15 protein-coding genes are annotated in these 22,528 nt (G+C 44.1%); 8 read left to right on the top strand and 7 right to left on the bottom strand.

The window, feature by feature from the left end; genetic code table 11:
* Nucleotides 1-5 precede the first annotated feature (5 nt).
* Complete coding sequence (locus D8Y20_RS07180; protein ID WP_121542367.1) at nt 6-746, bottom strand: DUF1722 domain-containing protein; 741 nt, start codon at nt 744-746, stop codon at nt 6-8.
* A 252-nt stretch (nt 747-998) separates the two neighbouring features.
* On the opposite strand from D8Y20_RS07180, the gene D8Y20_RS07175 reads away from it, so the two are divergent.
* Entirely contained in the window at nt 999-2,099 is a 1,101-nt protein-coding gene (locus tag D8Y20_RS07175; protein WP_121542366.1) for an Mbeg1-like protein, read from the top strand.
* A gap of 43 nt (nt 2,100-2,142) precedes the next feature.
* On the opposite strand, the gene D8Y20_RS07170 is transcribed toward D8Y20_RS07175, so the two are convergent.
* From D8Y20_RS07170 to D8Y20_RS07155, 4 genes are all read right to left on the bottom strand, one after another.
* Nucleotides 2,143-3,324 carry an SPOR domain-containing protein gene (locus D8Y20_RS07170; protein WP_121542365.1) on the bottom strand — a complete coding sequence of 394 codons (1,182 nt, stop codon included), beginning with the start codon at nt 3,322-3,324 and terminating at the stop codon, nt 2,143-2,145.
* A 184-nt stretch (nt 3,325-3,508) separates the two neighbouring features.
* Nucleotides 3,509-3,712: a cold-shock protein gene (locus D8Y20_RS07165; protein ID WP_121542364.1), complete on the bottom strand. Its 204-nt coding sequence runs from the start codon at nt 3,710-3,712 to the stop codon at nt 3,509-3,511.
* 193 nt (nt 3,713-3,905) lie between these two features.
* Nucleotides 3,906-4,946 (bottom strand): diguanylate cyclase domain-containing protein, encoded by a 1,041-nt coding sequence (locus tag D8Y20_RS07160; RefSeq protein ID WP_121542363.1) that lies wholly within the window; start codon nt 4,944-4,946, stop codon nt 3,906-3,908.
* Between the two features lie 317 nt (nt 4,947-5,263).
* The gene (locus tag D8Y20_RS07155; protein ID WP_121542362.1) at nt 5,264-5,467 is read right to left on the bottom strand and encodes a cold-shock protein; all 204 of its coding nucleotides are present in this window, start codon (nt 5,465-5,467) and stop codon (nt 5,264-5,266) included.
* A gap of 418 nt (nt 5,468-5,885) precedes the next feature.
* Between D8Y20_RS07155 and hrpA the strand changes: the two genes are divergently transcribed.
* Nucleotides 5,886-9,791 (top strand): ATP-dependent RNA helicase HrpA, encoded by a 3,906-nt coding sequence (gene hrpA / locus D8Y20_RS07150; protein ID WP_121542361.1) that lies wholly within the window; start codon nt 5,886-5,888, stop codon nt 9,789-9,791.
* A 182-nt stretch (nt 9,792-9,973) separates the two neighbouring features.
* On the top strand, nt 9,974-11,410 hold the full coding sequence (locus D8Y20_RS07145) for a diguanylate cyclase domain-containing protein (protein ID WP_121542360.1): 1,437 nt from the start codon (nt 9,974-9,976) through the stop codon (nt 11,408-11,410).
* Between the two features lie 73 nt (nt 11,411-11,483).
* Here D8Y20_RS07145 and D8Y20_RS07140 read toward each other — a convergent pair whose 3' ends face one another.
* Nucleotides 11,484-11,711, bottom strand: a complete 228-nt coding sequence (locus D8Y20_RS07140; RefSeq protein ID WP_236075321.1) for a hypothetical protein — start codon at nt 11,709-11,711, stop codon at nt 11,484-11,486.
* Between the two features lie 351 nt (nt 11,712-12,062).
* Nucleotides 12,063-13,889: a Na/Pi cotransporter family protein gene (locus tag D8Y20_RS07135; protein ID WP_121542358.1), complete on the bottom strand. Its 1,827-nt coding sequence runs from the start codon at nt 13,887-13,889 to the stop codon at nt 12,063-12,065.
* 193 nt (nt 13,890-14,082) lie between these two features.
* On the opposite strand from D8Y20_RS07135, the gene mtgA reads away from it, so the two are divergent.
* The 5 genes from mtgA (at nt 14,083) to D8Y20_RS07110 (ending at nt 22,342) form a co-directional block, all read left to right on the top strand.
* Entirely contained in the window at nt 14,083-14,844 is a 762-nt protein-coding gene (mtgA, locus tag D8Y20_RS07130; RefSeq protein WP_236075320.1) for a monofunctional biosynthetic peptidoglycan transglycosylase, read from the top strand.
* 309 nt (nt 14,845-15,153) lie between these two features.
* Nucleotides 15,154-16,476 carry a hypothetical protein gene (locus tag D8Y20_RS07125; RefSeq protein ID WP_121542357.1) on the top strand — a complete coding sequence of 441 codons (1,323 nt, stop codon included), beginning with the start codon at nt 15,154-15,156 and terminating at the stop codon, nt 16,474-16,476.
* A gap of 452 nt (nt 16,477-16,928) precedes the next feature.
* Nucleotides 16,929-17,501, top strand: coding sequence for a YfiR family protein (locus D8Y20_RS07120; protein ID WP_121542356.1), 573 nt, complete (start codon nt 16,929-16,931; stop codon nt 17,499-17,501).
* Nucleotides 17,494-20,199 carry a PAS domain S-box protein gene (locus tag D8Y20_RS07115; RefSeq protein ID WP_121542355.1) on the top strand — a complete coding sequence of 902 codons (2,706 nt, stop codon included), beginning with the start codon at nt 17,494-17,496 and terminating at the stop codon, nt 20,197-20,199. The genes D8Y20_RS07120 and D8Y20_RS07115 overlap by 8 nt, the downstream gene beginning before the upstream one ends.
* Nucleotides 20,200-20,302: 103 nt before the next feature.
* Nucleotides 20,303-22,342: a TonB-dependent siderophore receptor gene (locus tag D8Y20_RS07110; RefSeq protein WP_236075319.1), complete on the top strand. Its 2,040-nt coding sequence runs from the start codon at nt 20,303-20,305 to the stop codon at nt 22,340-22,342.
* The last annotated feature ends 186 nt before the right edge of the window (nt 22,343-22,528 follow it).

Below are 22,528 nucleotides of genomic sequence, written 5' to 3'. Positions count from 1 at the left end.
GACCTTTAACAGAAAAGATCAGTGCGTTGATGGTTTGATATTTTGCTGATTCGCCTGGGTAACCATACCATCAATTCGCTTAAGGCGGTGGAGTGCATCAGATATTCTCTATCCTGTTCGATGGCGCGAATCTGTGTTTGGCGCAATAAGCTTTTCAATGACCAGCCACTGCTTTTAGAGCCGCCGGGTTCATTTTTATCCGACACATATCCCCACATATGCTGCACCGCATTTCTGATGCCGCCCTCATCAGGGATCTGGCGTAAGGATTCCGTTAACAGCAGGCAGAGTTCATCAAAGCCTATCTCTTTGTGAGCGATAGTTTGTCCTATGGATTTGTAGAGATTCGGATCACGCGCCAGCACCGAATATTTATGCTGACTCCAGAGTTGAGCGGGCATAGTGGGTAGCGGAATGCGCCCAGAAACTTTATCCATATATTTTGCTGCCAGCAATGCAAATTGCCGAACAGGGGGATCAATATAAATTTCAGGCCACTGCTCTGGGTTCGAGCGGGTAAGTATCGGAGAGCGATCGGTGTAACCACGCAACGCCATTTCACATGCCAATTGCCGATGCCGTTGTTTCAGTGCCCAACCATAACCGACCCAGCGCAGCGTTTCAGGGTGCCTCGAATAGCCTTTTTTGTTGTGGACAAGCACCGACACCAAACCATGCAACTCTCGATGCTCACCAAGCAGACTCTGGCGATTCAAATAACCGGGGTTAATGTCCCAAATTCTCATGTCTGTAAGCATTCCATAGGGCCAGTATAGATCGATATCGCTATTCAGTCTCGAAGACCATTAATTTGGAATCATTTCCCCGAATGATTTATTTCCAGCTATACTCTATCAAGAGAGGGGCATGGGGATGCGTGAAAATAAGCAACTAAGTAAAAACCATTTTGCAGCACTTGATGTGCCATTTTTGGTTATCCGCGATATGTAAACAATTGAACTTAACTCAATCGGTTTTTTGTTGAGAAGGAGAAATGTGTGAAGAAATTGATTCGTAAAGGCATATTGACTTTATTATTGGTTGTTTTACTGCTTGGAGGCTGTGGAGGCATTAAGACTTTAACTGCTTATTATAAAAGTAATATTGGTCAACTGAAAACTGAAGATATCATTATTGAAAGAGCTCCATATATAAGATATACCGAAGATAAAAACATTTCTTTATCCGAAGGTGGAGTTAAACTTATTAATGAATTTGCCATTATGGCGTTGTTTGCCAAAGTATCTTATCGCAAAGATTTGAATGAAAAAGAAAGGAAAAAGGCGTGTACGACTAAATTAGATTTTGGAATGCCAACAGGTATTGATGGGAAAGGTTGGTCTCGCTTAAGTTCAGATGGATATGAAACACCTGTATGTTATAATAAAAAAGGCCTATTTTTTGAAACTTATATATATCGTAGCCTAACTCAAGGTAAAGTTGAAAAAGCTGTGATTGCTATTCGTGGAACTGAAAATACGTGGACGCAATGGTTGCTTGATTGGTCTGCAAATATTGGTAATGCATTAGGGTTTGAGCCAAGCGAATATAAGGTGGCTAAACAGATGATTCCTGCCCTTATAAATAAAATTTATGATAAAAACCAAGGCGTTAAAATATATATAACTGGCCATTCTCTTGGTGGTGGTTTGGCGCAACAAACGGCCTATCTTGTAAAAGATACAGTGCTTGAAGCAACCTATGTCTTTGATTCATCTCCGGTAACAAATTGGACGAATATAGTTTTGGATAATGATGTAAAAAATGATGATCCTATTATTAAACGTATTTCTCATCGCGGTGAAGTTCTGGGTGGGATAAGAGGTTTTTCTACAAAATTTAATGTTAAGCGTTTTGGGAGATCAGATTATGAGTTTTTTTTCCAGAATGGGACTTCTGCAGTAGGAAATCATGAAATGGGTATATTGGCATGCCATATGGCAGTACGAATGGATTTTTCTAAAACCGAACACTATTATCCTAAATCATTTGTTGAGATAATGTTGAAACAAAAAGGTATATGTAAACCTAGAAAAGATGAGGCAGAAGACTTCGTGGATATTCCTGAAACAGTACTGGCGAAATTTCAAAGTAAATGAAAGCAGCTACTCTGACCCCAAGTTCACAATACCCTCGAATGGTTTATTCTGATGTTTGGGGCTGCGGGTAGTAATTCTCTAGCCAAGCAGAACTGAACTCTGGGTTTTTTATATATGCCTGGCGGGCCTTATTGGCAGCCCGTTTGCTGCTGAAACCGGGAATACGTATGCGATAAAACGACTTCTTACCAATCGTGACCCAGATCAGTTCGGTTGCAACGCCTCTGTTATCGAGGCTTTCACGTACTTTCTCGGCGACAGCCAGACTGGAAAATGATGCTAAATTGACTGTCCAAGCCATACGGGTGTTGGCTGGGTGGAGTGCAATCACCTTGCGCGAGACCGGGTCGATATCCAGATGCAGTATGGTGGTAGGGGATGGTATTGTTTGTGTCCGAGGCTGACTTTGCTTCTGCTCTGTAGAGGAGGCCAAAGGCTTACTCTGATCAGGTGCAACAGCAGGTTCTTGGTTCTGTTCCGCTGCTGCGGTTTGAGGTTCTGCGAGCTGATCAGGTGCAACAGTAGGTTCTTGGACCACCTGTTGCGCTACGCTTTCAGGTTCTACGATCTGATCCGGTGCAACAGCAGGCTCTCCACTCTGTTGCGCTACGGGTTCAGGTTCTACGAGTTGATCAGCTGCAACAGTAGATTCTACAGTCTGGTCCGATGTGATTACAGGCTCATCACGCTGTTTTTGTGTGGTTTCGGGCTCTGCAATCTGATCTGGTGTGACAGCAGGTTCTTCGCTCTGTTGCGGTACGGTTGCAGGTTTACTGGGTTGATCCGTTGCCGTTGTTTGCGGGGTCTTGATGGCAGGCACAGTTGGTGCTGTTTGTACGGGTTTTGTTGTAGCAATTGGTTGGCTGATATTGATGCCGGCATGTGTGTTATGAACATCACCTTTGAGAGTTAGCCACCAGATAGCAATGACGAATATGATTAGGATAACAAAGCCAGTCAGCAGAATTTTTGTTGGGGATGCAGCTGTTTCGGTGGTTTTAGCCATTACAGGCGCTGTCGAGAGCAGCAAAAATTCATCCTGTTCGGAAATAGGCAAGTCAGTCAGTTCGGATTCACCGCTGACTAAGGGCTGAAGATAGCCCTTATCGTTTTCAACATCATCGCTAAATTGAGCAATGAGCGAATCAAGGTAAGCTGCCTGATCGCTATCTGCTTGTTCACACGATTGTTCTTGTTTATTCCTGCCGGAATTATCTGCGGACACTTGCCCCCTCCACCCTCTGGTTTTCCGTAAGCTGGCGAGTGTTCCACTACTGCGTCAGGATGTCCATGACTCAGCTAGCAGAGGTCATGTCGGTCAGGTTATTGCCAGTCATGCGTATGCTTGTTTGTAGAGCAAAAAAAAACACCCCGCTGTTAGGCGAGGTGTTTAAATGAAACGTATTACCTTACTTAGGGTAAATGTTTGTAGCTTGTGGGCCTTTTGCGCCGTCTTCAATATCAAACTCAACAGCCTGACCTTCAGCTAGAGATTTGAAACCATCACCCTGAATTGCAGAGAAATGAGCGAAAACGTCATCGCCGCCGTCGTCCTGTGCGATAAAGCCGAAGCCTTTAGTGTCGTTGAACCATTTAACAGTACCTGTTGCCATTTTGAATATCCTTTAATTAACATTTTTTTGTGCATAACATGTATTTAAAAGTGTTAACATTAAGATCAACTAAGGAACTACCAAATCAGCATAGAAACACAATAAACAATATTTTTTGCGAAGCACAGTGTATGTAGTTGAGAGCATTAGGCCAGCAATTGTTTTCTAAACCTCTAATGACCGAGGCGAAACGTTAGAAACTTGCGGGTCTTTTGCTACTGACTGAGACTGGCTCAAGGTCGTTGAAGGCATGATCGAGCATCTTTCCTGAACTCATGCCCGGTTCCCATGCAACCATTCCAATGCGGATTTCCTCCAGCGTGGGTGCAATCTCTATGTGTGCCAACAGGCTGGCTTGCAGGCGTTTGATGGCCAGGCGTGCGCCTTTACTATCCGTGGACGGTGCGACTACGACAAAGGTCTGTTTGTCGTATCGGGCCGGAATATCAACCAAACGTAGTTGCTGGCATAGCTCAGTAGCAATATATGTCAGTTGTCCTTCGAGCACAGCTTCTGTCTGTGCAGGTACTTTCAATAGTAGAAGTGACAATGGCAATTGGGTGCGGGCAGCCAGATCAATATGGTATTGCAGCTGCTCCAGTGCAAAGTGGCGTCCTTCAATAGGGTTGGTCTGCTCAATAGACGGCTCTCGACCGCTGGCCAGGAATGCCGAGATATGATGGTGTGCATAGAGGCGGTAAACAAGTAGGGCAACTGCGGAAAGCAGCAAGATTACGGCTAATAATCCATACAGGCCGACTGCTTCAATCACCTTAGTGGCTAGAATGCCCAAGCCATGACTGGCAAAATAGATCAGTAAAGCCCATGAAATGCAGTTGATCAGCTGCAATATGCTGAAACGAATGGTGGTGATGGTAGAGCAACCAAACAATACAGCCGAGATCAGGCGCATACCGTATAAATACTGGCAGATAAAAACCGACCAGTTGGCATATTTATCCATCACAATATTGGCTTTGGGATAGTGTCTGCGTAGAAATGGAACCGCGTCAATCAGCTCCATACCACGCCAGCGGCCAATGAAAAAGAAAATCATATGCGCGACAAAGGTCCCCGCAGCAGCATAGGTGATAACCCAGTGCGCTTGTAGGAAACCATTGCTTACCAGTACGGATGCAGCCAGCAGGAATATTTCACCTTCAATGAACATCGATACAAAGATCGCCAGATAGCCATATTGATCGATAAGGTTGCGGGCAAATTCACTTTCCATATTTTGTGCCTCTCTGTATGGCTGTGTATATTGGTTGATCCGTAGGGTACGGCACTATTCCATATTCGCTACATGAAGACGAGGGTTTTAGCGTGGGTTTAGAGGTCTTGAGTCTATACCCTCTGTTCAGGTATGTGATGATCGCGTTGTAGCGGTAGTTAGAGGTTGAACTACCAGTGCACAAGATTTGATGGCATCTGGTCTGATACCTTGTTGATTGAAGGTGGAGGTTCTGTTGGTAAATATTGAAGACACTGTTCAGATGGCAAAAAAAAACACCCCGCTGTTAGGCGAGGTGTTTTAAAGAAACGGTTACCTTACTGAGGGTAAACGTTAGAAGCCTGTGGGCCTTTTGCGCCGTCTTCAACATCAAACTCAACGTTTTGACCTTCTGCTAGAGATTTGAAGCCGTCACCCTGAATTGCAGAGAAGTGTACGAACACATCATCGCCGCCATCATCCTGAGCGATAAAGCCGAAACCTTTAGTATCATTGAACCATTTAACAGTACCTGTTGCCATTTTTTAACATCCTTAATTCATTTAATTTGTGCATAACATGTATTTATAAGTGTTAACATTAAGATCAATCAAGGTGTTACTAAATCAGCCTAAAAAACACAATAAACAATATTTTTGCGAAGCACAGTATATCCAGTTTAAAGCACTATGCTAGAAAAAACTTTATCACCCCGTAAACAGGCTGCATTTCGCGTCTTGAAATGTAGCATCGAAGAAGCGGGTAGAGGCTGATTAGTTCTTGAATATTCAATGAAAAAATATGCCGGCAACAAGATCAAGGTGTTTAACATTCAATGGTTTCATTCTATATCAGAGACGCATGCAGGCGGTTATTTTGAGATGTCGCTTTATGGTAATAATAAGGAACAAAAGAAGGTTTTTTGTGTTGTGAATGTAAACACATATACTCGCGGCATTCATGGATACTCACGTGCCGCAGCAGCCACAGCTCGATCAACTGAGCCAACTCTCATCAGCCATTCAATCCTGTGCAAAGGGGCGGCAGGGTGGCTTTCGTAATCGTTTAAAGCGTATGCGTATCCGACTGAAACAAAACAAGAATATCGCACAGGGTTTTGATGCTCTGGTGAAGGATGTAGCGCTATCTAAGCAACAGTTAGCTGAGAGAAAGCTACACATGCCACGTGTGACGTATCCTGAATCATTGCCCATATCTCAAAAGCGCGCATTGATCTCTGATGCGATCAGGAAGCATCAGGTGGTGATTGTGGCCGGGGAAACAGGGTCGGGTAAAACGACCCAGATTCCTAAAATATGTCTGGAGTTAGGGCGTGGTATTCACGGCATGATAGGGCACACGCAACCCAGACGCATTGCCGCACGTAGTGTGGCGACCCGTATTGCAGATGAACTGAATTCACCACTTGGCAAAGATGTCGGGTATAAGGTGCGATTTTCTGATCACACCCAGAGCAATACCTATATTAAATTGATGACGGATGGTATTTTGCTGGCTGAAATTCAGCGTGATCCGAAGCTGCTGCATTATGATACGATCATTATTGATGAAGCGCATGAGCGCAGTTTGAATATAGATTTTCTACTGGGTTACCTTAAAAACATGCTACCTAAAAGGCCGGACCTGAAAGTGATTGTGACTTCAGCCACGATCAATACTGAGCGCTTTTCAACGTTTTTTAATAAGGCTCCAATCATAGAGGTATCAGGCCGTAGTTATCCGGTGGATATTGAATATAAACCGGTTGTGGTAGATGAAGCCAATCCCGATAAAGACTTTTTAAATACAGTGATCCATGCGGTGGATGAAGCTGAATTGCACGATCCCCTTGGTGATATTCTTATTTTTTTACCGGGCGAGCGGGAAATTCGCGAGACCACCCATGCATTGCAACAGCACAGCATGCGCGATACTGAAATTCTGCCTCTCTATTCACGTCTTTCTCCAGCTGAACAGGACAGGGTGTTTAAGACTCACCGGGGGCGGCGCATTGTATTGGCAACCAATGTGGCTGAAACATCATTGACGGTGCCTGGTATCAGGTTTGTGATTGATTCCGGGCTTGCTCGTATTTCTCGCTATAGCAGTCAGAGCAAGGTGCAGCGTTTGCCCATTGAGCCGATCTCACAAGCCAGTGCCAATCAGCGAGCCGGACGTTGCGGGCGTGTTGCGGCAGGCCTCTGTTTCAGACTTTATGCGGAAGACGATTTCAATAATCGCCCTGAACATACCGACCCTGAAATTCGCCGCACCCACCTGGCCAGTGTGATTCTTCAAATGACCAGTCTTGGCCTGGGTAATATTCACGATTTTAGTTTTATGGAACCACCTGAAAAACGGGCTATCTCCGATGGTTATCGTTTACTGGAAGAGTTACAGGCCATTGAGAAAGAGCAGCTTACACAGATGGGTAAACAACTGGTGCGTCTGCCGGTTGATCCTCGTCTGGCGCGAATGCTGATTCAGGCGGATAGAGAACGCTCCTTGCATGAAGTCTTGATTATTGTGGCGGCTCTATCGGTTCAGGATCCACGTGTTCGACCGACTGAATCGCAGAAGCAGGCCGATGAAAAACATCGCCTATTCAGTGATAAAACATCGGACTTCTTATCATGGGTTAAACTCTGGGATTGGTACCATGAACAGTCCAAACATTTGACCCGCTCTAAACTCAAGAAAGTGTGTCAGCAGCATTATTTGGCATATATGCGTATGCGTGAATGGCATGATTTGCATGGTCAGTTATTGTCGGTGATTGGTGAGTTGAAGATGAAACCTAATCAGCAAGCTGCAAAGCCAGATGAGGTACATAGAGCAATATTGGCAGGGTTATTGAGTCATATTGCGCTTAAACATCCTGAAAAAGGTTTTATGGGGGCGCGCAATCTGAAGTTGACGATTTTCCCCGGTTCTCCGTTGGCTAAAAAACCACCTCAGTGGTTAATGGCCGGCTCTCTGGTGGAAACTTCGCGTCTGTTTGCACGCAGCATTGCTCCGATTCAACCAGAGTGGCTGGAAGGGTTGGCTCCGCATTTGATCAAGCGGCAGTACAGTGAACCGCACTGGTCATCCAAGCTGGCGCAGGTGTCGGTATTTGAGAAGGTAACATTGTATGGTTTGGCCATTGTGTCTAAGCGCCGAATCCACTTTGGATCGATTGATCCGGTGGTTTCGCGCGAGCTGTTTATTCGGCATGCACTGGTGCATTCTGAATATCATACCAGCGGACAGTTTTTCAAACATAATCAGCGTTTACTCAAAGATATTGAGGGAATGGAACACAAAACACGGCGTAGGGACCTGTTGACAGAAGAGCAGGTTCGCTTCGATTTTTTTGATGCATTGCTGCCGGATCATATCTGTACAGGTAAGCTGTTTGAACAGTGGCGTAAACAGGCAGAACAGAGTCAGCCGCGAATGCTATTTCTTAGCAAAGAGATTCTCTTGCAGGATGCAGCTGCCGCTGTGGATGTACTGCAATATCCCAATTTTATTCAAGTTGGCGAGTTGAAACTCAAGCTCAGTTATCATTTTGACCCTAGCCATAAAGCCGATGGTATTACCCTGCGTGTCCCGATGCTGGCGCTGGGGCAGCTTGAGGCTAATCGCTTTGAATGGTTGGTGCCGGGTATGCTGGAGGAGAAACTTGCACTGTTGATTAAGGGGTTGCCCAAATCGTTGCGTAAAAACTTTGTGCCCGCACCTGCTTTTGCCAAAGCCTGTGTGGATAGCATGGTGATGGCAGAAGGGTCGCTATTGCTGGCTTTTGCCAAGGCGTTAAAACGTATGACCGGTGTAGAGGTATCCAGCAGCGACTGGAACCCGGATGGGTTGCCAAAACATCTCTCCATGAATTTCTCTGTGCTCGATGAGCACGGCACCAGCATTGCCCAGGATACCAATTTACAACTATTGCAGCATAAATATGCCATGCAGGTGCGTGATAATCTGCAACAGAATGCCTCGGCATCGGATATTACGCGCAGAGGCATCACCCGTTGGGATTTCGATGTCTTGCCGGATGCTATTCAACGCCAGCAAGGGCGTTCGCTGATGCAGTTTTTCCCTGCTTTGGTCGATCACGGGCAGAGTGTCTCCATTGAACTGTTTGAGAGTCAGCATGCAGCCAACAAGGCCATGCTTGCCGGGATGCGGCGGCTGATTATGTTGAGTCTGCATGCGCAGGTGAAACTGTTGAAAAAGAGTATGCCTAAACAGCGTGAGATCAGTCTCTATTACGCCACCATTGGAAAACGTGAAGCATTGTTGGAAGATATGATCTGTAACGCGTTTGATGCGGTGTTTTTAAACGATGGAAAACTGTGTCGAAAACAACACGATTTTGAGCATTTGATTCAAACCAGAAAATCAAAAGTGGTGGCGCAGGGCGAACAGGTGGCGAGTTGGGTGTTTGAGTCGCTTCTTGCCTATGCATCCTTGCAGCAATTGATCGCGAGTGTGCGCGCGGCAGCACTCAAACCTGTGGTGGATGATATCAACGCACAAATGGAGAATCTGATTTATGCAGGTTTTGTAGCGCAGACACCAGCGCAGTGGCTGGAGCACTTGCCTCGCTTTATTCAAGCTGCAGAGATAAGGCTGGGCAGGGCAGGGCCCAATCTCAAACAGGATCAGTGCAATGCACAGGCAGTGCAGGCGCTATGGCATGCATACCAAACCGAAATCAAAGAGCGCCAGATGCAAAATGAAAACGTTGATTCTCTGATTGAATTTCGCTGGTTATTGGAAGAGTTAAGGAGTGCACTGTTTGCCCAGCAGTTGAAAACCTCGGTGCCAGTTTCAGTCAAGCGTTTGCAGAAACGGTGGAAAGAAATCATACAATAATACACTTTTAGTATGGTGGTGATGATCAATGTAGATGCTGCAAAGATGACAATTTTAGAAATTTCTTGATACATGCAAAATTGGGTAGAAAGTTATCTCATCGGATACAAACAGTTTTGGAATGAAAATTGCTATACATTCGTATATATAAATGAATAAACCATTGTGAACAGGGGGCTTGCATGTCAATTACTGATCAGGAGATGCTAAAACAACCGTTTTTGCTACTGACTGATGCCAGTAATCGTATGCATGCTTCTCTCGATATTGCCGAGATCACTCGTATTGCGATCTCATCAGCCATGCTTTTGGTGCATGCCAAAGCTGCCACGTCGGCTCTGATGATTGATAATGCACTGGCCTTCTCTGAATTTAGTGATGGTAGTAACTGGCAACCTTTGCCGTGTCGGCTGGCTTTAGAAGAAGAGTGGGTGGATGATCTGATCAAAACACGCAGATCATTTATTGTCTCCGGTAGCGAAGATGTCAGTGCCTTTGATCTGCATATGGGGCAAACAGTGCCCGTTTCAGATCATCTGGTTGTTGTGCCCGTGATTGGTAAAGAAGAAGATCTACTAGCCTGTCTGCTGATTTTTGATGCAGATGCATCATTGTTTGACGATCAGTCCAGAGCGTTGCTGGAGAGTCTGGCATCAACGATGTCTATCGCTATTGAGAATAGCATTCTGTTGGCTGAAAGCCGCACAATTGAGGTTGATTTAGAGAAGTCTGTTGCTACTTATCGTACGTTGGTGGAGCAGATTCCGGCTATTACTTATATCGCAAGTCTGGATCGCAGTCGTATTCTATTTGTCAGCCCTCAAATTGAAGGCATTTTGGGGTATAGTCAGAATGATTTCTTGGCCAACCAGGAAATATGGTCACAACAAATTCATGATGAAGATCGAGATCGGGTGCTTGCAGAGGTGCAACAGAGCCTGAAAGATAATATTCCTTTTCATTCCGAATATCGTATTTGTTCAAAAGATGGTAACTACCTTTGGGTGCAAGATGCAGCATCCAAGGTGATTGATCACGAACAGGATCTATATTTTCAGGGTGTTGTGCATGACATCTCCGAGCGTAAAGAATCTGAGAAAAAATTAATGCAAATGGCGCATTTTGATCAACTGACGGGGTTGGCAAATCGTGGGTTATTTCATGATCGGCTTGATCAGGTTGTAGCGCATTCAAAACGTCATCAACAGAAATTTGCCGTGTTGTATTTGGATCTGGATGGTTTTAAAGCTGTGAATGATAATCTTGGCCATCAGGTTGGTGATGATCTGTTGATAGAGGCTGCATGCCGTTTAAAAAGTAAGGTGCGTGAAGTGGATACAGTGGCGCGCATGGGAGGTGATGAATTTACCGTTATTCTGGATGATGTGCATTGCCGTGAAACTATTCAAGTGATTGCCAATAAACTTATCCAGGCTATTGCTGCTCCTTATGAGCATATGGGAGACACACATCAGGTAACCATGAGCATGGGTATCGCTGTTTATCCAGAGGATAGTACAAATAGGGATGTGTTAATTACTGCTGCAGATAACGCGATGTATGCTGCAAAAAACAGTGGAAAGAATCGTTACTGTTTTCATCAGTGTGAAAAATCATAGCGCAAGTGGTACTGCTGCCTTTTATATCACTTAAAAAATATAATAAATGAGCTTAACGATGCTATATGCGTGATTATCTTACTTGATTACCTTTTTGATTATACAGATCGATTAGTTTGGATTCCAAGGGGTTGCTGTTTTCTCCCTGTGTAGCCTGCCGTGCTTCTTGGGAGATAGAGGCTTGATCTTGAACATTAGGGGCGGGCTTTGAATGGCCTGCAGGCACTTTTGCAGTCGTAGATTGCGACTGCTGGAGCAGGCGAGTGATGAAACCATCAGCAGGTAAAATAGAAAGTGCCACACCTATCTCCTTATTCATTTATTGTAGAAATATTCTTAATGGTTTTTCTACAATAGTAACCATCGGTTGAATATTGGCGGACTTTAGATTTTTTTTTGTTTTATTGTCTGCTTTGAAACCCAAGACGCAGCATAGTATTACATTATCTTTCAATATCGTGATGTTGGATACGTTGCTCTATTTTTTTAGCCATTGAAATAGCCAGTATATATCAAGAGGGATGATAAATATGCAAAGGACTGTAAAGACACTCTTTGTACTGTTTCGTTTACTGAGTACCTCTTCAATGGCAGTCGTACCACAGCAGCGCTTGTAGGAAACTTAAAGCCGTAGCTAAGGAGGGGGCGGAGGTCAGGTTTTAGCAGTTAACAGCAAATCATGATTAGACGCGCTACTGTTTTCTGAAAGCATCATATCCTCATTACCCTTATCGGTTAGTATCAATCTGCGATTAATTTCAATGAGATTTCGGATAATATTGTAAGCATAGCTACTGTCGTTCATTAAAGAGATCGCCATATCGGCGGTGATTTGACCACGACGAATCATACCATCCAGCCGTCGGTGCAATAGTTCATCATTTTTTTCAAGCATACGATCCAGTGCATCATGCGTTAAAGCGGATTGTTCCTGATCTCTTATTTTTTCGAGGCGACGCAATACTTTAGCGATACGTCTGCGAATATGATTGTACTCTTTTCGAATATCAGGATTTATGGATGCCATAAAACCAAGCATGTTTTTTTGCAGATGTTTGACATCTTTTAACATCAGAATAATGGCTTGATTACAAAAACGGATATTGTCTGTTTGCGGAGATGTATTGGTGTCGTTGGGCATGCGGTTAATGAAGTGGAGCAGGGCGCGATACAGGCTTTTGATATAATGATCATAGGCGTCATCAACATCATAATCATCGGGAGTGTCTAGCCTGTTGATCACACTTTTGAGTTTTTCATCAGAGAAAATATCTTTCTTCGTCAGTGATAGGCCACGGGCGATAATTTCAGTTGCTTTACCGTAAATATGCAGTGTTTCAAGGCGTATGGCCTCAACCGCTGTATCACTGAATTCCAGGGCTGAATCATTCAGGTGTTTCGGCTTGGCAAAATGATCGGGCTCAGCCCGGATGATGCGCTCGAGAAAACCAACCAACCGGTTAATGAATGGCACCATGACGATGATACCGATCAGATTGAACAGGGTATGAAACAGAGCCAATTTGAGTGTGTAATCATTTGCAGCAATGCCTGCGTAACCACTGATCACTTCTACAGCCTGCATCAGTGGTTGCATTAGGATAATGGCTATAAGGCCTGTCACAGTATTAAAAATAAGATGGGCACCGGCCAGACGTTTGCCTTGTTCATTTGAGCTTAGAGATCCGAGGATGGCTGTAATGGTAGTGCCAATATTGGCTCCAATAGCCAGAGCCAGAGCATTTTCATAGGTGATTTGTTGGGCTGCCAGAGCTGTGATAATTAATACCAGAGTGGCATGGCTGGATTGCATGATGACTGTTGCGGCAACACCGATCAGGGTAAACAGCAGCAAACCACGATAACCTGCAACGGCATATTCAGTAAGATGAATGGTGTCTTTAAATGCTTCAAAACCTTCTTTCATATAATGAATGCCAAGAAATAGAAAACCTAGCCCCATTAACACATAACCAATGCCTTTAAGTTGGCGTGATTTTTGAAACAGGAGAATGACACCAAATACCAGCATCGGCATGGCATAGGCTGATATTTTTACCTTCAGTCCGAAACCAGCCACCAGCCATGCACCTGTTGTTGTGCCCAGATTCGCACCAAAGACGATGCCTATGCCTTGTGCTAAGCCAATCAGACCGGCACCAAGGAAGGAGATGGCAATCACACTGACCAGAGAACTGGACTGCATGATAGTTGTGGTGAGAACACCGAAACTCAGACTTTTCCAGAGTTTGTTGGTACTGCGTTTGAGCAATTGTTCAAGTACGCCACCGGTAAATGCTCTGAAACCTTCTTCCAGGGCCAGCATGCCGAACAGAAATATTGCAATGCCGGCAGCGATCTCTTTGAAGTTCGGGCTGATCCAGAAACCGTAAGCCAAAACGATAAAAATCGTCGGTAGTAATATTTTACCCAACACACTTTTTAGCACGTCATTGATCTCCGGATCGCTTTTTTCCATTCAGATGAAGAGGGTGAATGCACTATTGTGATGATATTACAATTGGGCATTGTAAAGTCTATATGCTTGTTGATCATAAAAGATGAACCATCATATTTCATAGTCAGGAATGGTGCTTTACATGATGAAAGAATGATCGTAAAAGTGTGATGTATATCATATTTATCTGCTTAAAATAATGAATATTTGCGATATGATGACTATTTCTCCGACAATGCAGGATCAATACAGACCTGCCATAACCTCCCGTTCCATATTACCTGCAATAAGACCGCTACGCCTCAAACATGTGTTGCTCGTCGCGCTGGCCTTGGTGCTTAGTTGGCAGCTTTGGTTATTTATACAGCTGTTTGATTTGCGTAATGAAAACCCACAGATGAGTGCATTTATGGAGCAAGAACTGGAACTTAAGCGGGTAGAAAATCCAGAAGCTATACTGCAACATGAATTAATTACGTATGCACAAATGCCCTTCAATTTGAAACGTGCTGTCATAGCTTCAGAAGATGCAGCATTTTTTAATCACAATGGATTTGACTGGAAAGCGATCCAATCAGCACTGGAGAAAAATGTTCAGGCAGGGCGAATCACAGCAGGCGGCTCAACTATTTCTCAGCAATTAGCCAAAAATCTGTTTCTTTCCGGTGAGCGTTCAATGTTTCGCAAAGGCGAGGAGATGATCATTACGGCGATGCTTGAAGCCACACTCTCTAAACAACGTATTCTTGAACTTTATTTGAACTATGCAGAATGGGGAAATGGTATCTACGGAGCTGAAGCTGCAGCACAACACCATTTCGGTGTCTCGGCTGCGAACCTTACCGACTGGCAGGCTGCGCGGCTGGCCGCAATTCTACCGAACCCACGTTTTTATGATGGTCATCGTACCGAAGGCATGTATAAAAAAGCAGAAATTATTCTCAATCGCATACCAACTATTCGTATCCCTGCATAAATAGATTGACTACATATGATCACTGTTAAATTATTCTTTAGCATATATTTGATATGACAATCACGAGCGTAACAAATATCAGAAACAAGGATAAAACAGATATCGATGAAAGGGCTCTATGATATTTTGTCCTTACTATACGTTGTTTTTGCTTGAATAAGATTATTTATAGTATTTACTGCTTAAAAAATTACTATTTCATACTCACTCACTTACGTTATGATGCGGCTCCAAATTGCATCATGAAGCCAGCTATATTTACAACATGACCTCAGGTGAATGATTTTCTTAACCAAGGACACAACGACAATGACTGAACTGAACCCATTACGCGAAATACCGACTCAGAACATTTTTAAGAAAGGAGATGTTTTTGTCCTTTTCGGTGAACTCTTTGGCCGTGGTTATGTGAATGGCTTGATCGACCAGGCTCGTGATGCCGGTATGACGATTGTAGGCATCACCGTTGGTCGCCGTGACGAACATAATAAATTACGTTCGCTTACCGATGAAGAGCTGAGTATTGCTGAGGATAACCTTGGTGGGCGCATTATTAATATCCCCATGATGGCAGGCTTTGATCTGGATGCCGCGGAGGGTGAAGCTACACCTACCGATCTGCTATCCAGCATGACTATCAAAACATGGCAGGATGAGAAACTCGACTGGGCTCATATTGAGGCTTGCCATGAAGTTGGTGTAAAACGTTTTAAAGATTCACTGGCACAGGTTGTTGCGCAGTTAGAGGGGATTATTCCCGATGGCGCTAACGCCTATTTTGCCCATACCATGGCCGGAGGTATTCCCAAGGTAAAAGTATTCCTGGCCATTGCCAATCGTATTTATAAGGGGCGTGGTGCGCGTTTTATGTCCTCCCGTACACTGCTTGATAGTGATCTGGGTAAGTTTATTTTGAAGAATTTTGATGAGGTCTCAGCCAATACCTTTCAATATCTCATTGAAGCAACTGATGCATTGCGTAACCGTCTGGAAAACAGCGGCGGCAAGGTCTGTTATAGTGCCTACGGATATCACGGCACTGAAATTTTGATTAACGATGCATACCAGTGGCAGAGCTATAGCAATTATACGCAGGGTTATGCAAAAATGCGTCTGGAATCGATCGCCGAAGCGGCCTGGGAAAGAGGTATTAAAGCAACAGTATTCAATTGCCCGGAGATTCGTACCAACTCATCCGATATTTTTGCCGGTGTAGAGCTATCGCTGTTCCCGCTGCTTATCTCATTAAAGAGAGAGAATGGTGGACAGTGGGCAGAAAGCCAGTGGGAGCGATGCCGTGAACTGTTGGCAGAAGGGCATTCACTGGAAGAGTTATTGCAGACTATTGAAGACTACAATGCCAACGGTGTGATTACCGAGTTCCGCAATTACCAGTCATGGCCAATGGATAACAATGAAGCACTGGCTGAAGTGATGGTTGGTACTTCTGGTAATATCACGGCTCTTCACAAGGATAATAAAGCCTTGATCACAGAACATCTGAGTGGCTTGGTGCTGGAAGGTACTGGTCCATTGATGTTTCATGAGATGTCCGCTCCATCGGCACCTGTTCTATGGTTAAATCACGACATCATTGCTAAAACGCTTAATGCGATGCACAGCGCTGATTAAATAGATTTTAGGGGAACTGAGAAACGCAGCGTTTTCTGTGTAGAGATTGTGTCCCTGATAACTGGTCAACATGCCGTAATGCTCGGTAGCTGCGTGTTTACTGATTACGCACAAGTATGGTTTGGTACTTTTTTATAGAGGATAGATATAAATATTTTCAGGTACTGGTACAGTGAGCTTGATCTCATCTATGGTTTCAATGTTTTGGGGTTTGAAAAACAGTATTTTTTCAAATTTAGGCTATAATGCTTTAAATACCTTCGTAAGCCTTATCATGTCGTTTTCGTGGGTTTTTTTGGAGAGCGTGCATTGGGATATTCAAGTGGACAGTCAGCGTTGCGTATTGACCTGGTATTAGCCCTTGATGTTAATGTATGCGATCTGATCAGATTGCCAGCTAACAGCAACGTAAATAGTTCAATGACCTCTTTCACCAAGCAAGTCTTGGATTGATGCGTCTTTTTCTAAATAATAACTGCCGTATTTTATGTGGTTGCCTACTGGCACTACTGTTATCTCTTCATCCCATCGGTTCATCGATTGCTGCTGAAAAAAACAGGGCCGGCATTAGTGACCTTAAAGCAGTATATGTATTTAACTTTATTCGTTTTACAGAATGGCCAACGAGTGATGTCCACCGAAAAGGTATCTCAATTAATGTCCTGTCTGAAGAGGACGTGTATGACAGACTGAAAAATATTATAGCCAAGCCTGTCGCTAAAGGTCTGGGCTTAAGTGTACAATCATGCGAGCAGGATCGTTGCATACGCAACAGTTCGGTTCTCTATATAGGGGAATCAGGCAGGCAGGATTTCAAGCAGTTATTAAAACAGCTTGAAGGAGAGGCCGTTCTAACCATTTCAGATATTCCCGGCTTTGCTGAGCAAGGTGGAATGGTCGAAATTAAATATCACAACAAAAAACTTACCTTTGTCGTCAATTTGCAGGCAGTTAAACGTGCTGGATTTTATATCAGCGCGCAGTTGCTGCAATTGGGTGAGATAGTTGGGAGGGATAATGAATAGAAATTCTACTTCTATCCAACGTCAGCTCCAGCTCTTTTTTGTAGTAACACTGACACTAACTATGATGATCATGGGTGGTGTGTGGCTTAGTTATAATCAGGTGTTACTGGAAGAAGAAGCTGAGCGGGTGCTGATAGTTGAGAGTGACATCATAGGGGCTGCCGCCAGACCTGCTTTGATGTTTAACGATCAACGTATGGCCCGAGACTTGTTGCAAGCCATAAAATTCGACCAGGATGTCACTGTAGTGAAACTATTCACTTATGATGGTAATGCCTTGTTTACCTATAAAGCAGCAGGCGACGCTGCAGAGGTAGATCAGTCCATTGCATTTCAAAAACATCAGAGCAGCTCTTATCAAGGAGGTAAGTTGCATCTGTATCGTGTCGTGGAGCATAAAGGTAAACCTGTAGGTGTAATCTATCTTCAATCCAATCTTACCCACTTGCAGGCAAGCTGGTACACAGGTTTGATTATTGTAGTGATGGTGATGATTGGCTGTCTGTTGATGGGCTTACTGCTGGCCTGGCATCTACAGAAAAGAATTGCCCGGCCAATCAGTGCCTTGGCTAAAATTATGAGAGAGATGGGAAGCAGTCAAAATTATATGCTCAGAGCAGATGAAATGACGTATAATAGTGAGACGAAAGATCTATTGGTCGGTTTTAATCAGATGGCCGAAAAGATTCAGCAGAGTTTTCAAACCATTGAACAGAATCATGTGCATTTGAAAGAGAGTGAAGCGCGCTTCCGCAATATTGTTGAGCTTGCACCTGTACCTGTGATCATCACCCGCAGAGATGGCTTTGTGCTATTTCATAATCGTGCTTCAACTGCTCTATTTGATATCGATGATAAAGTTGGTATGCAGTACAATACATCAGATTTTTATCGTTATACGGAAGACCGGCAGCGCATGCTGGAAAAATTACAACAGGATGGCGAGCTGCATAGCCAGGAGCTGGAAGTACTCAAAACAGACGGTAGTCCTTTCTGGATTTCGCTATCGATGACGCCGATGTTCTTTGAAAATGAACAGGTATTATTCAGTGCATTTGTTGATATTACAGACCAAAAGACAGTAGAACAAACACTGGAGAGGAATAACCTTCAGTTGGAGCAGAGGGTTGTTGAACGAACCGAAGCCTTACAGGTAGCAAAAAACGAGTTGCAGTCCACGCTGGATAATATGATTGATACATATTATCGACTGCGGCCTGATGGTGTTGTGCAATGGGCATCGGCTTCTGTGTACGCATTGCTTGGATATGAATCAGAAGAAATCACAGGTCTCACTGTTCGGAAGCTGTTGATTGAAGACAAAGAGTATTTACAAGTGATGTCTGATTTTAAAGAACATGATAGTGCCGTTATAAAAAACTTAAAATTGAAGTTAAAACATAAACTTGGACATAGCATTTGGATTTCAGCATCCGTACATATCATTGTGAATAAGCAGGGTGAGCCCATCGCTATTGAAGGTGTAGCGCGCGATATTAGCGAGGTAGTGAAAGCCGAAAAACAGAAGTATGAGATGGAAAGCAAGATGGCACATGTGCAAAGACTTGAATCTCTGGGTGTGCTTGCCGGTGGTATCGCACATGATTTTAATAATATTTTGGCTGGCGTGATGGGGAATGCAGAACTGGCCAAATTGAATATGCAGGAGTTTGGTCTGCCGGAACAACAGGAATTAACCAATATTCTGGAAGGATCAAATAGGGCTGCTGACCTGTGCAAACAGATGCTGGATTATTCCGGGCAGGGTGGTTTTATTAATCATGATGTAAATATGACCTTGCTTGTTGAGAAAGCACTGCAGTTGATTGATATCACTGTGCCGAAGAATATTTCTCTCAATCTTGATCTGTCCAATAGTTTACCTCCTGTATTTGCCGATAAAACGCAGATGCAGCAGGTCATCATGAATCTGGTCAGCAATGCTGCGGAAAGTATTGCTAAAGAAAAAATGGGGAGTATCACGATTTCCACACGCTTGATTGAGGCTGATCAACAGGCATTGGAAAGCAGATATATTGATGAGCAATGTAAACCAGGTGCCTATGTGTTACTTGAGGTGCGAGATGATGGCTGCGGTATGGACAGTGAAACGCAGAGCAGGCTGTTTGAACCATTCTATACTACAAAATTTGCAGGGCGTGGGTTGGGGATGAGTGCAGTACTTGGCATTGTACGCTCTCATAACGGCTCTCTACAGCTTAGCAGTGCAGTGGGTAGTGGCACTTGTTTCAAAGTATTGCTTCCTGTTAGTCATAATACTGTAACGGAAGATGTTAACATAGATGAAGGTTTCACCAGTCTGGGGGGAGATCTTTCTGCCACGGTATTAGTCATTGATGATGAACTCATGGTTAGAACTGTTGTTGAGCGATTATTGAACAGACTTGGCTGCAAAGTCATTCTGGCCGCTGATGGAAAGCAGGGCATAGAGGCGTATCAGCATCATAAAGATGAAATCAGCATCGTTTTACTGGATATGATGATGCCGGTGATGGGTGGCAAAGAGACGTTAAAACGATTGAAAGCGTTGAATGCTGCATTGCCGATCTATATTTGTAGTGGTTACGGTAATGAAAATATTTCAGATCAGTTTAATGCAGTTCAACCTGATGGCATTGTACTGAAACCTTTTACACTAAAGCGCTTAACTGAAGTGTTGGAAATAAATACCATTTAAAGCGAATAAGCTTTGGCATGGTTGAGGGATGCTGTCGATATTTTTATCTGTTGCCGCTATCATGCGGCAGAGATTTTGGGGTGTTGTAAAAACAGGGGGGGGGATGAAGCGAATAGTACTGCGCTGGATGCGCATTCGGGTATTGCTACCATTGATGGTCGCTGTGGGAATCAGTGCGATACCAGCAGTCAGTGCAGAACGGTATTCGGCTGATGATTTGCTTTCGATGGATCTTGAACAACTGGCCAATGTTAAAGTGACAACCCTATCAAAGCGTGAAGAGCGCTATATGGCAACAGCAGGCGCGGTATTTGTCATCACCAGCGATGATATTCGACGCTCTGGTGTACGTAGTATTCCCGATGCCTTAAGATTAGCTCCAGGCTTGCAGGTGTCGCAAACCAATGCCAATCAATTTCAGGTAGGTATTCGTGGCCAGACTGATTTCTGGACAGATCTGTTGTTGGTCATGGTGGATGGACGTCCCATTTATAACACCACATTCTCAGGTGTATGGTGGGTGGCTCAGAATTATCCCTTAGAAGAGATTGCACGTATTGAAATTGTGCGTGGCCCGGGTGGTGCGATCTGGGGTTCGAATGCCGTGAATGGCGTGATCAATATTATTACCAAAAAAGCTGGTGCATCTCAGGGTTTACGTATTACTGCAGGTGAAGGCACTGAAGAAACGGGCTTTGGTAATATTAGCTATGGCGCCAGCAGTGGGGACGTTGATTACAGATTGTATGCTATGCGTGAAACCCGTGATGGTGGACTCTCCGGCAACGGACTCAATGATATGCCTGATTTCAGGCGCATGAAACAGCAGGGCTTTCGCCTTGACTGGAACGCGAGTGCTTCTACCAAGGTTTCTCTGCATGGTGATGCATACCAGATTCATAGTGGTCAATATGGCACATGGATGCCAAATCCAACGGTCGGTAATGCATCAAATGCGCAAATAAACTCCTTAAATGCTTTTAGCGGTAAAAATATTGTATCGCGTGTGGAAACTGATATTGCTTCAAATGTCAGTTTGAAAGGGCAGTTGTTTTACGACCAGTATAAGGTGCATACTCAAATAATCCGTGAGAAAAAAGAGACCTTTGATGGTGAATTTCAGGTTGATTTCAGTGATATACTGAATCAGAACATCTCTGTGGGTACAAATGTTCGTCGCCTGCGCTCTCACTTTAACAATACCCCGCAATTTCAAATGCCAACACGTACAACCGGTATAACTTCCTTTTTTATCAATGATGAATTGGCACTGTTTGACGGTATGTTTCGCATCATCGGTGGTTTGAAGCTGGAAAAGAACTCTTATACAACATGGGAATCACAACCAAGTATTCGTACCATTGTGTCCAATGATAACTGGGCAGTATGGGCATCGGCATCAAGAACAGTGCGTACACCCAATGATATGGAAAATGGCTTATCGTGGAATCGTAAGGCATCTGGCTGGTGTACGCCTCCACGCGTCTGTCTTGTCAAACAGACTGGCGATGGCAGAGCCAAGAGTGAGCATGTGAAGTCCTATGAAGTGGGTGCGCGTTTGCGGCCAACTGAAAAGAGCCTGATTGAACTTACAGCCTTCAAAACTATTTATAAGGGTGTGTTGGATACATGGCAGGATAAGTCGAATCTGGCAACGAATGCGGCTACAGGCATTACATATGAATATTTGACCAATGTATTGAATGGAAAAGGCGATGGTTTCGAGGCTAATTTCCGTGTAGAGGCCTTTGACGAGTTAACGTTAAAAGGCTCTTACACCTATCTGCATCAAGTGTATGTGGATTATCCGGTTAAAGATGGTGAAACAAAATGGACCGTACTCTCCAATAAATTTCAGGATCCTCGCAGCCGCTTTCATGTCGGACTAAGTTGGGATCCAACGAAAATGCTGGAGTTTGATGCCAATGTTTATTTTAATGGCCCGTTCCGTGATGGCAGTGTTAACGGAAACCATCGACTGGATATGCGTGTCGGTATTAAACCCATTGAAGGTCTTGAGATAAGCTTTGTCGCGCAGGATATGATGAACTTAAAACATTTCGAGAATGAAAATAACTCCATGCAATACGCCACCCAGCAACAGCAGCGCTGGTATATGCGGGCTACCTATCTATACAAGTAGAAAGTCTTTACAGGGTGCCATGAAGCGCGTTTGTTGAATGTTCTATTGCAGGCTTGTACAGGTTTATAACAAAGGTTCATCGCCCAAGTCCGGGTATGCTGTTTTGGGCATGCGAAGAATCGAAAGCTGTGTGTGATCGATAAGCTAGCCATCAGAAGATAGATAGAACGTTTGAGGGTCTTCACT

The sequence above is a fragment of the Mariprofundus sp. EBB-1 genome (assembly GCF_003665155.1).
Taxonomy (GTDB): Bacteria; Pseudomonadota; Zetaproteobacteria; order Mariprofundales; family Mariprofundaceae; genus Mariprofundus.
Note: the sequence above shows the minus strand (reverse complement) of the source record. Positions and strands in the feature narration are given on the sequence as shown.

Bases quoted from the DNA above. Each gene is read 5' to 3' on its own strand.
- D8Y20_RS07180 (WP_121542367.1), bottom strand. From the start codon at position 746: ATGAGAATTTGGGACATTAACCCCGGTTATTTGAATCGCCAGAGTCTG.
- D8Y20_RS07165 (WP_121542364.1), bottom strand. From the start codon at position 3,712: ATGGCAACAGGTACTGTTAAATGGTTCAACGACACTAAAGGCTTCGGC.
- D8Y20_RS07160 (WP_121542363.1), bottom strand. From the start codon at position 4,946: ATGGAAAGTGAATTTGCCCGCAACCTTATCGATCAATATGGCTATCTG.
- D8Y20_RS07155 (WP_121542362.1), bottom strand. From the start codon at position 5,467: ATGGCAACAGGTACTGTTAAATGGTTCAATGATACTAAAGGTTTCGGC.
- hrpA (WP_121542361.1), top strand. From the start codon at position 5,886: ATGGATACTCACGTGCCGCAGCAGCCACAGCTCGATCAACTGAGCCAA.
- D8Y20_RS07145 (WP_121542360.1), top strand. From the start codon at position 9,974: ATGTCAATTACTGATCAGGAGATGCTAAAACAACCGTTTTTGCTACTG.
- D8Y20_RS07135 (WP_121542358.1), bottom strand. From the start codon at position 13,889: ATGGAAAAAAGCGATCCGGAGATCAATGACGTGCTAAAAAGTGTGTTG.
- mtgA (WP_236075320.1), top strand. From the start codon at position 14,083: ATGATGACTATTTCTCCGACAATGCAGGATCAATACAGACCTGCCATA.
- D8Y20_RS07125 (WP_121542357.1), top strand. From the start codon at position 15,154: ATGACTGAACTGAACCCATTACGCGAAATACCGACTCAGAACATTTTT.
- D8Y20_RS07120 (WP_121542356.1), top strand. From the start codon at position 16,929: ATGCGTCTTTTTCTAAATAATAACTGCCGTATTTTATGTGGTTGCCTA.
- D8Y20_RS07115 (WP_121542355.1), top strand. From the start codon at position 17,494: ATGAATAGAAATTCTACTTCTATCCAACGTCAGCTCCAGCTCTTTTTT.
- D8Y20_RS07110 (WP_236075319.1), top strand. From the start codon at position 20,303: ATGAAGCGAATAGTACTGCGCTGGATGCGCATTCGGGTATTGCTACCA.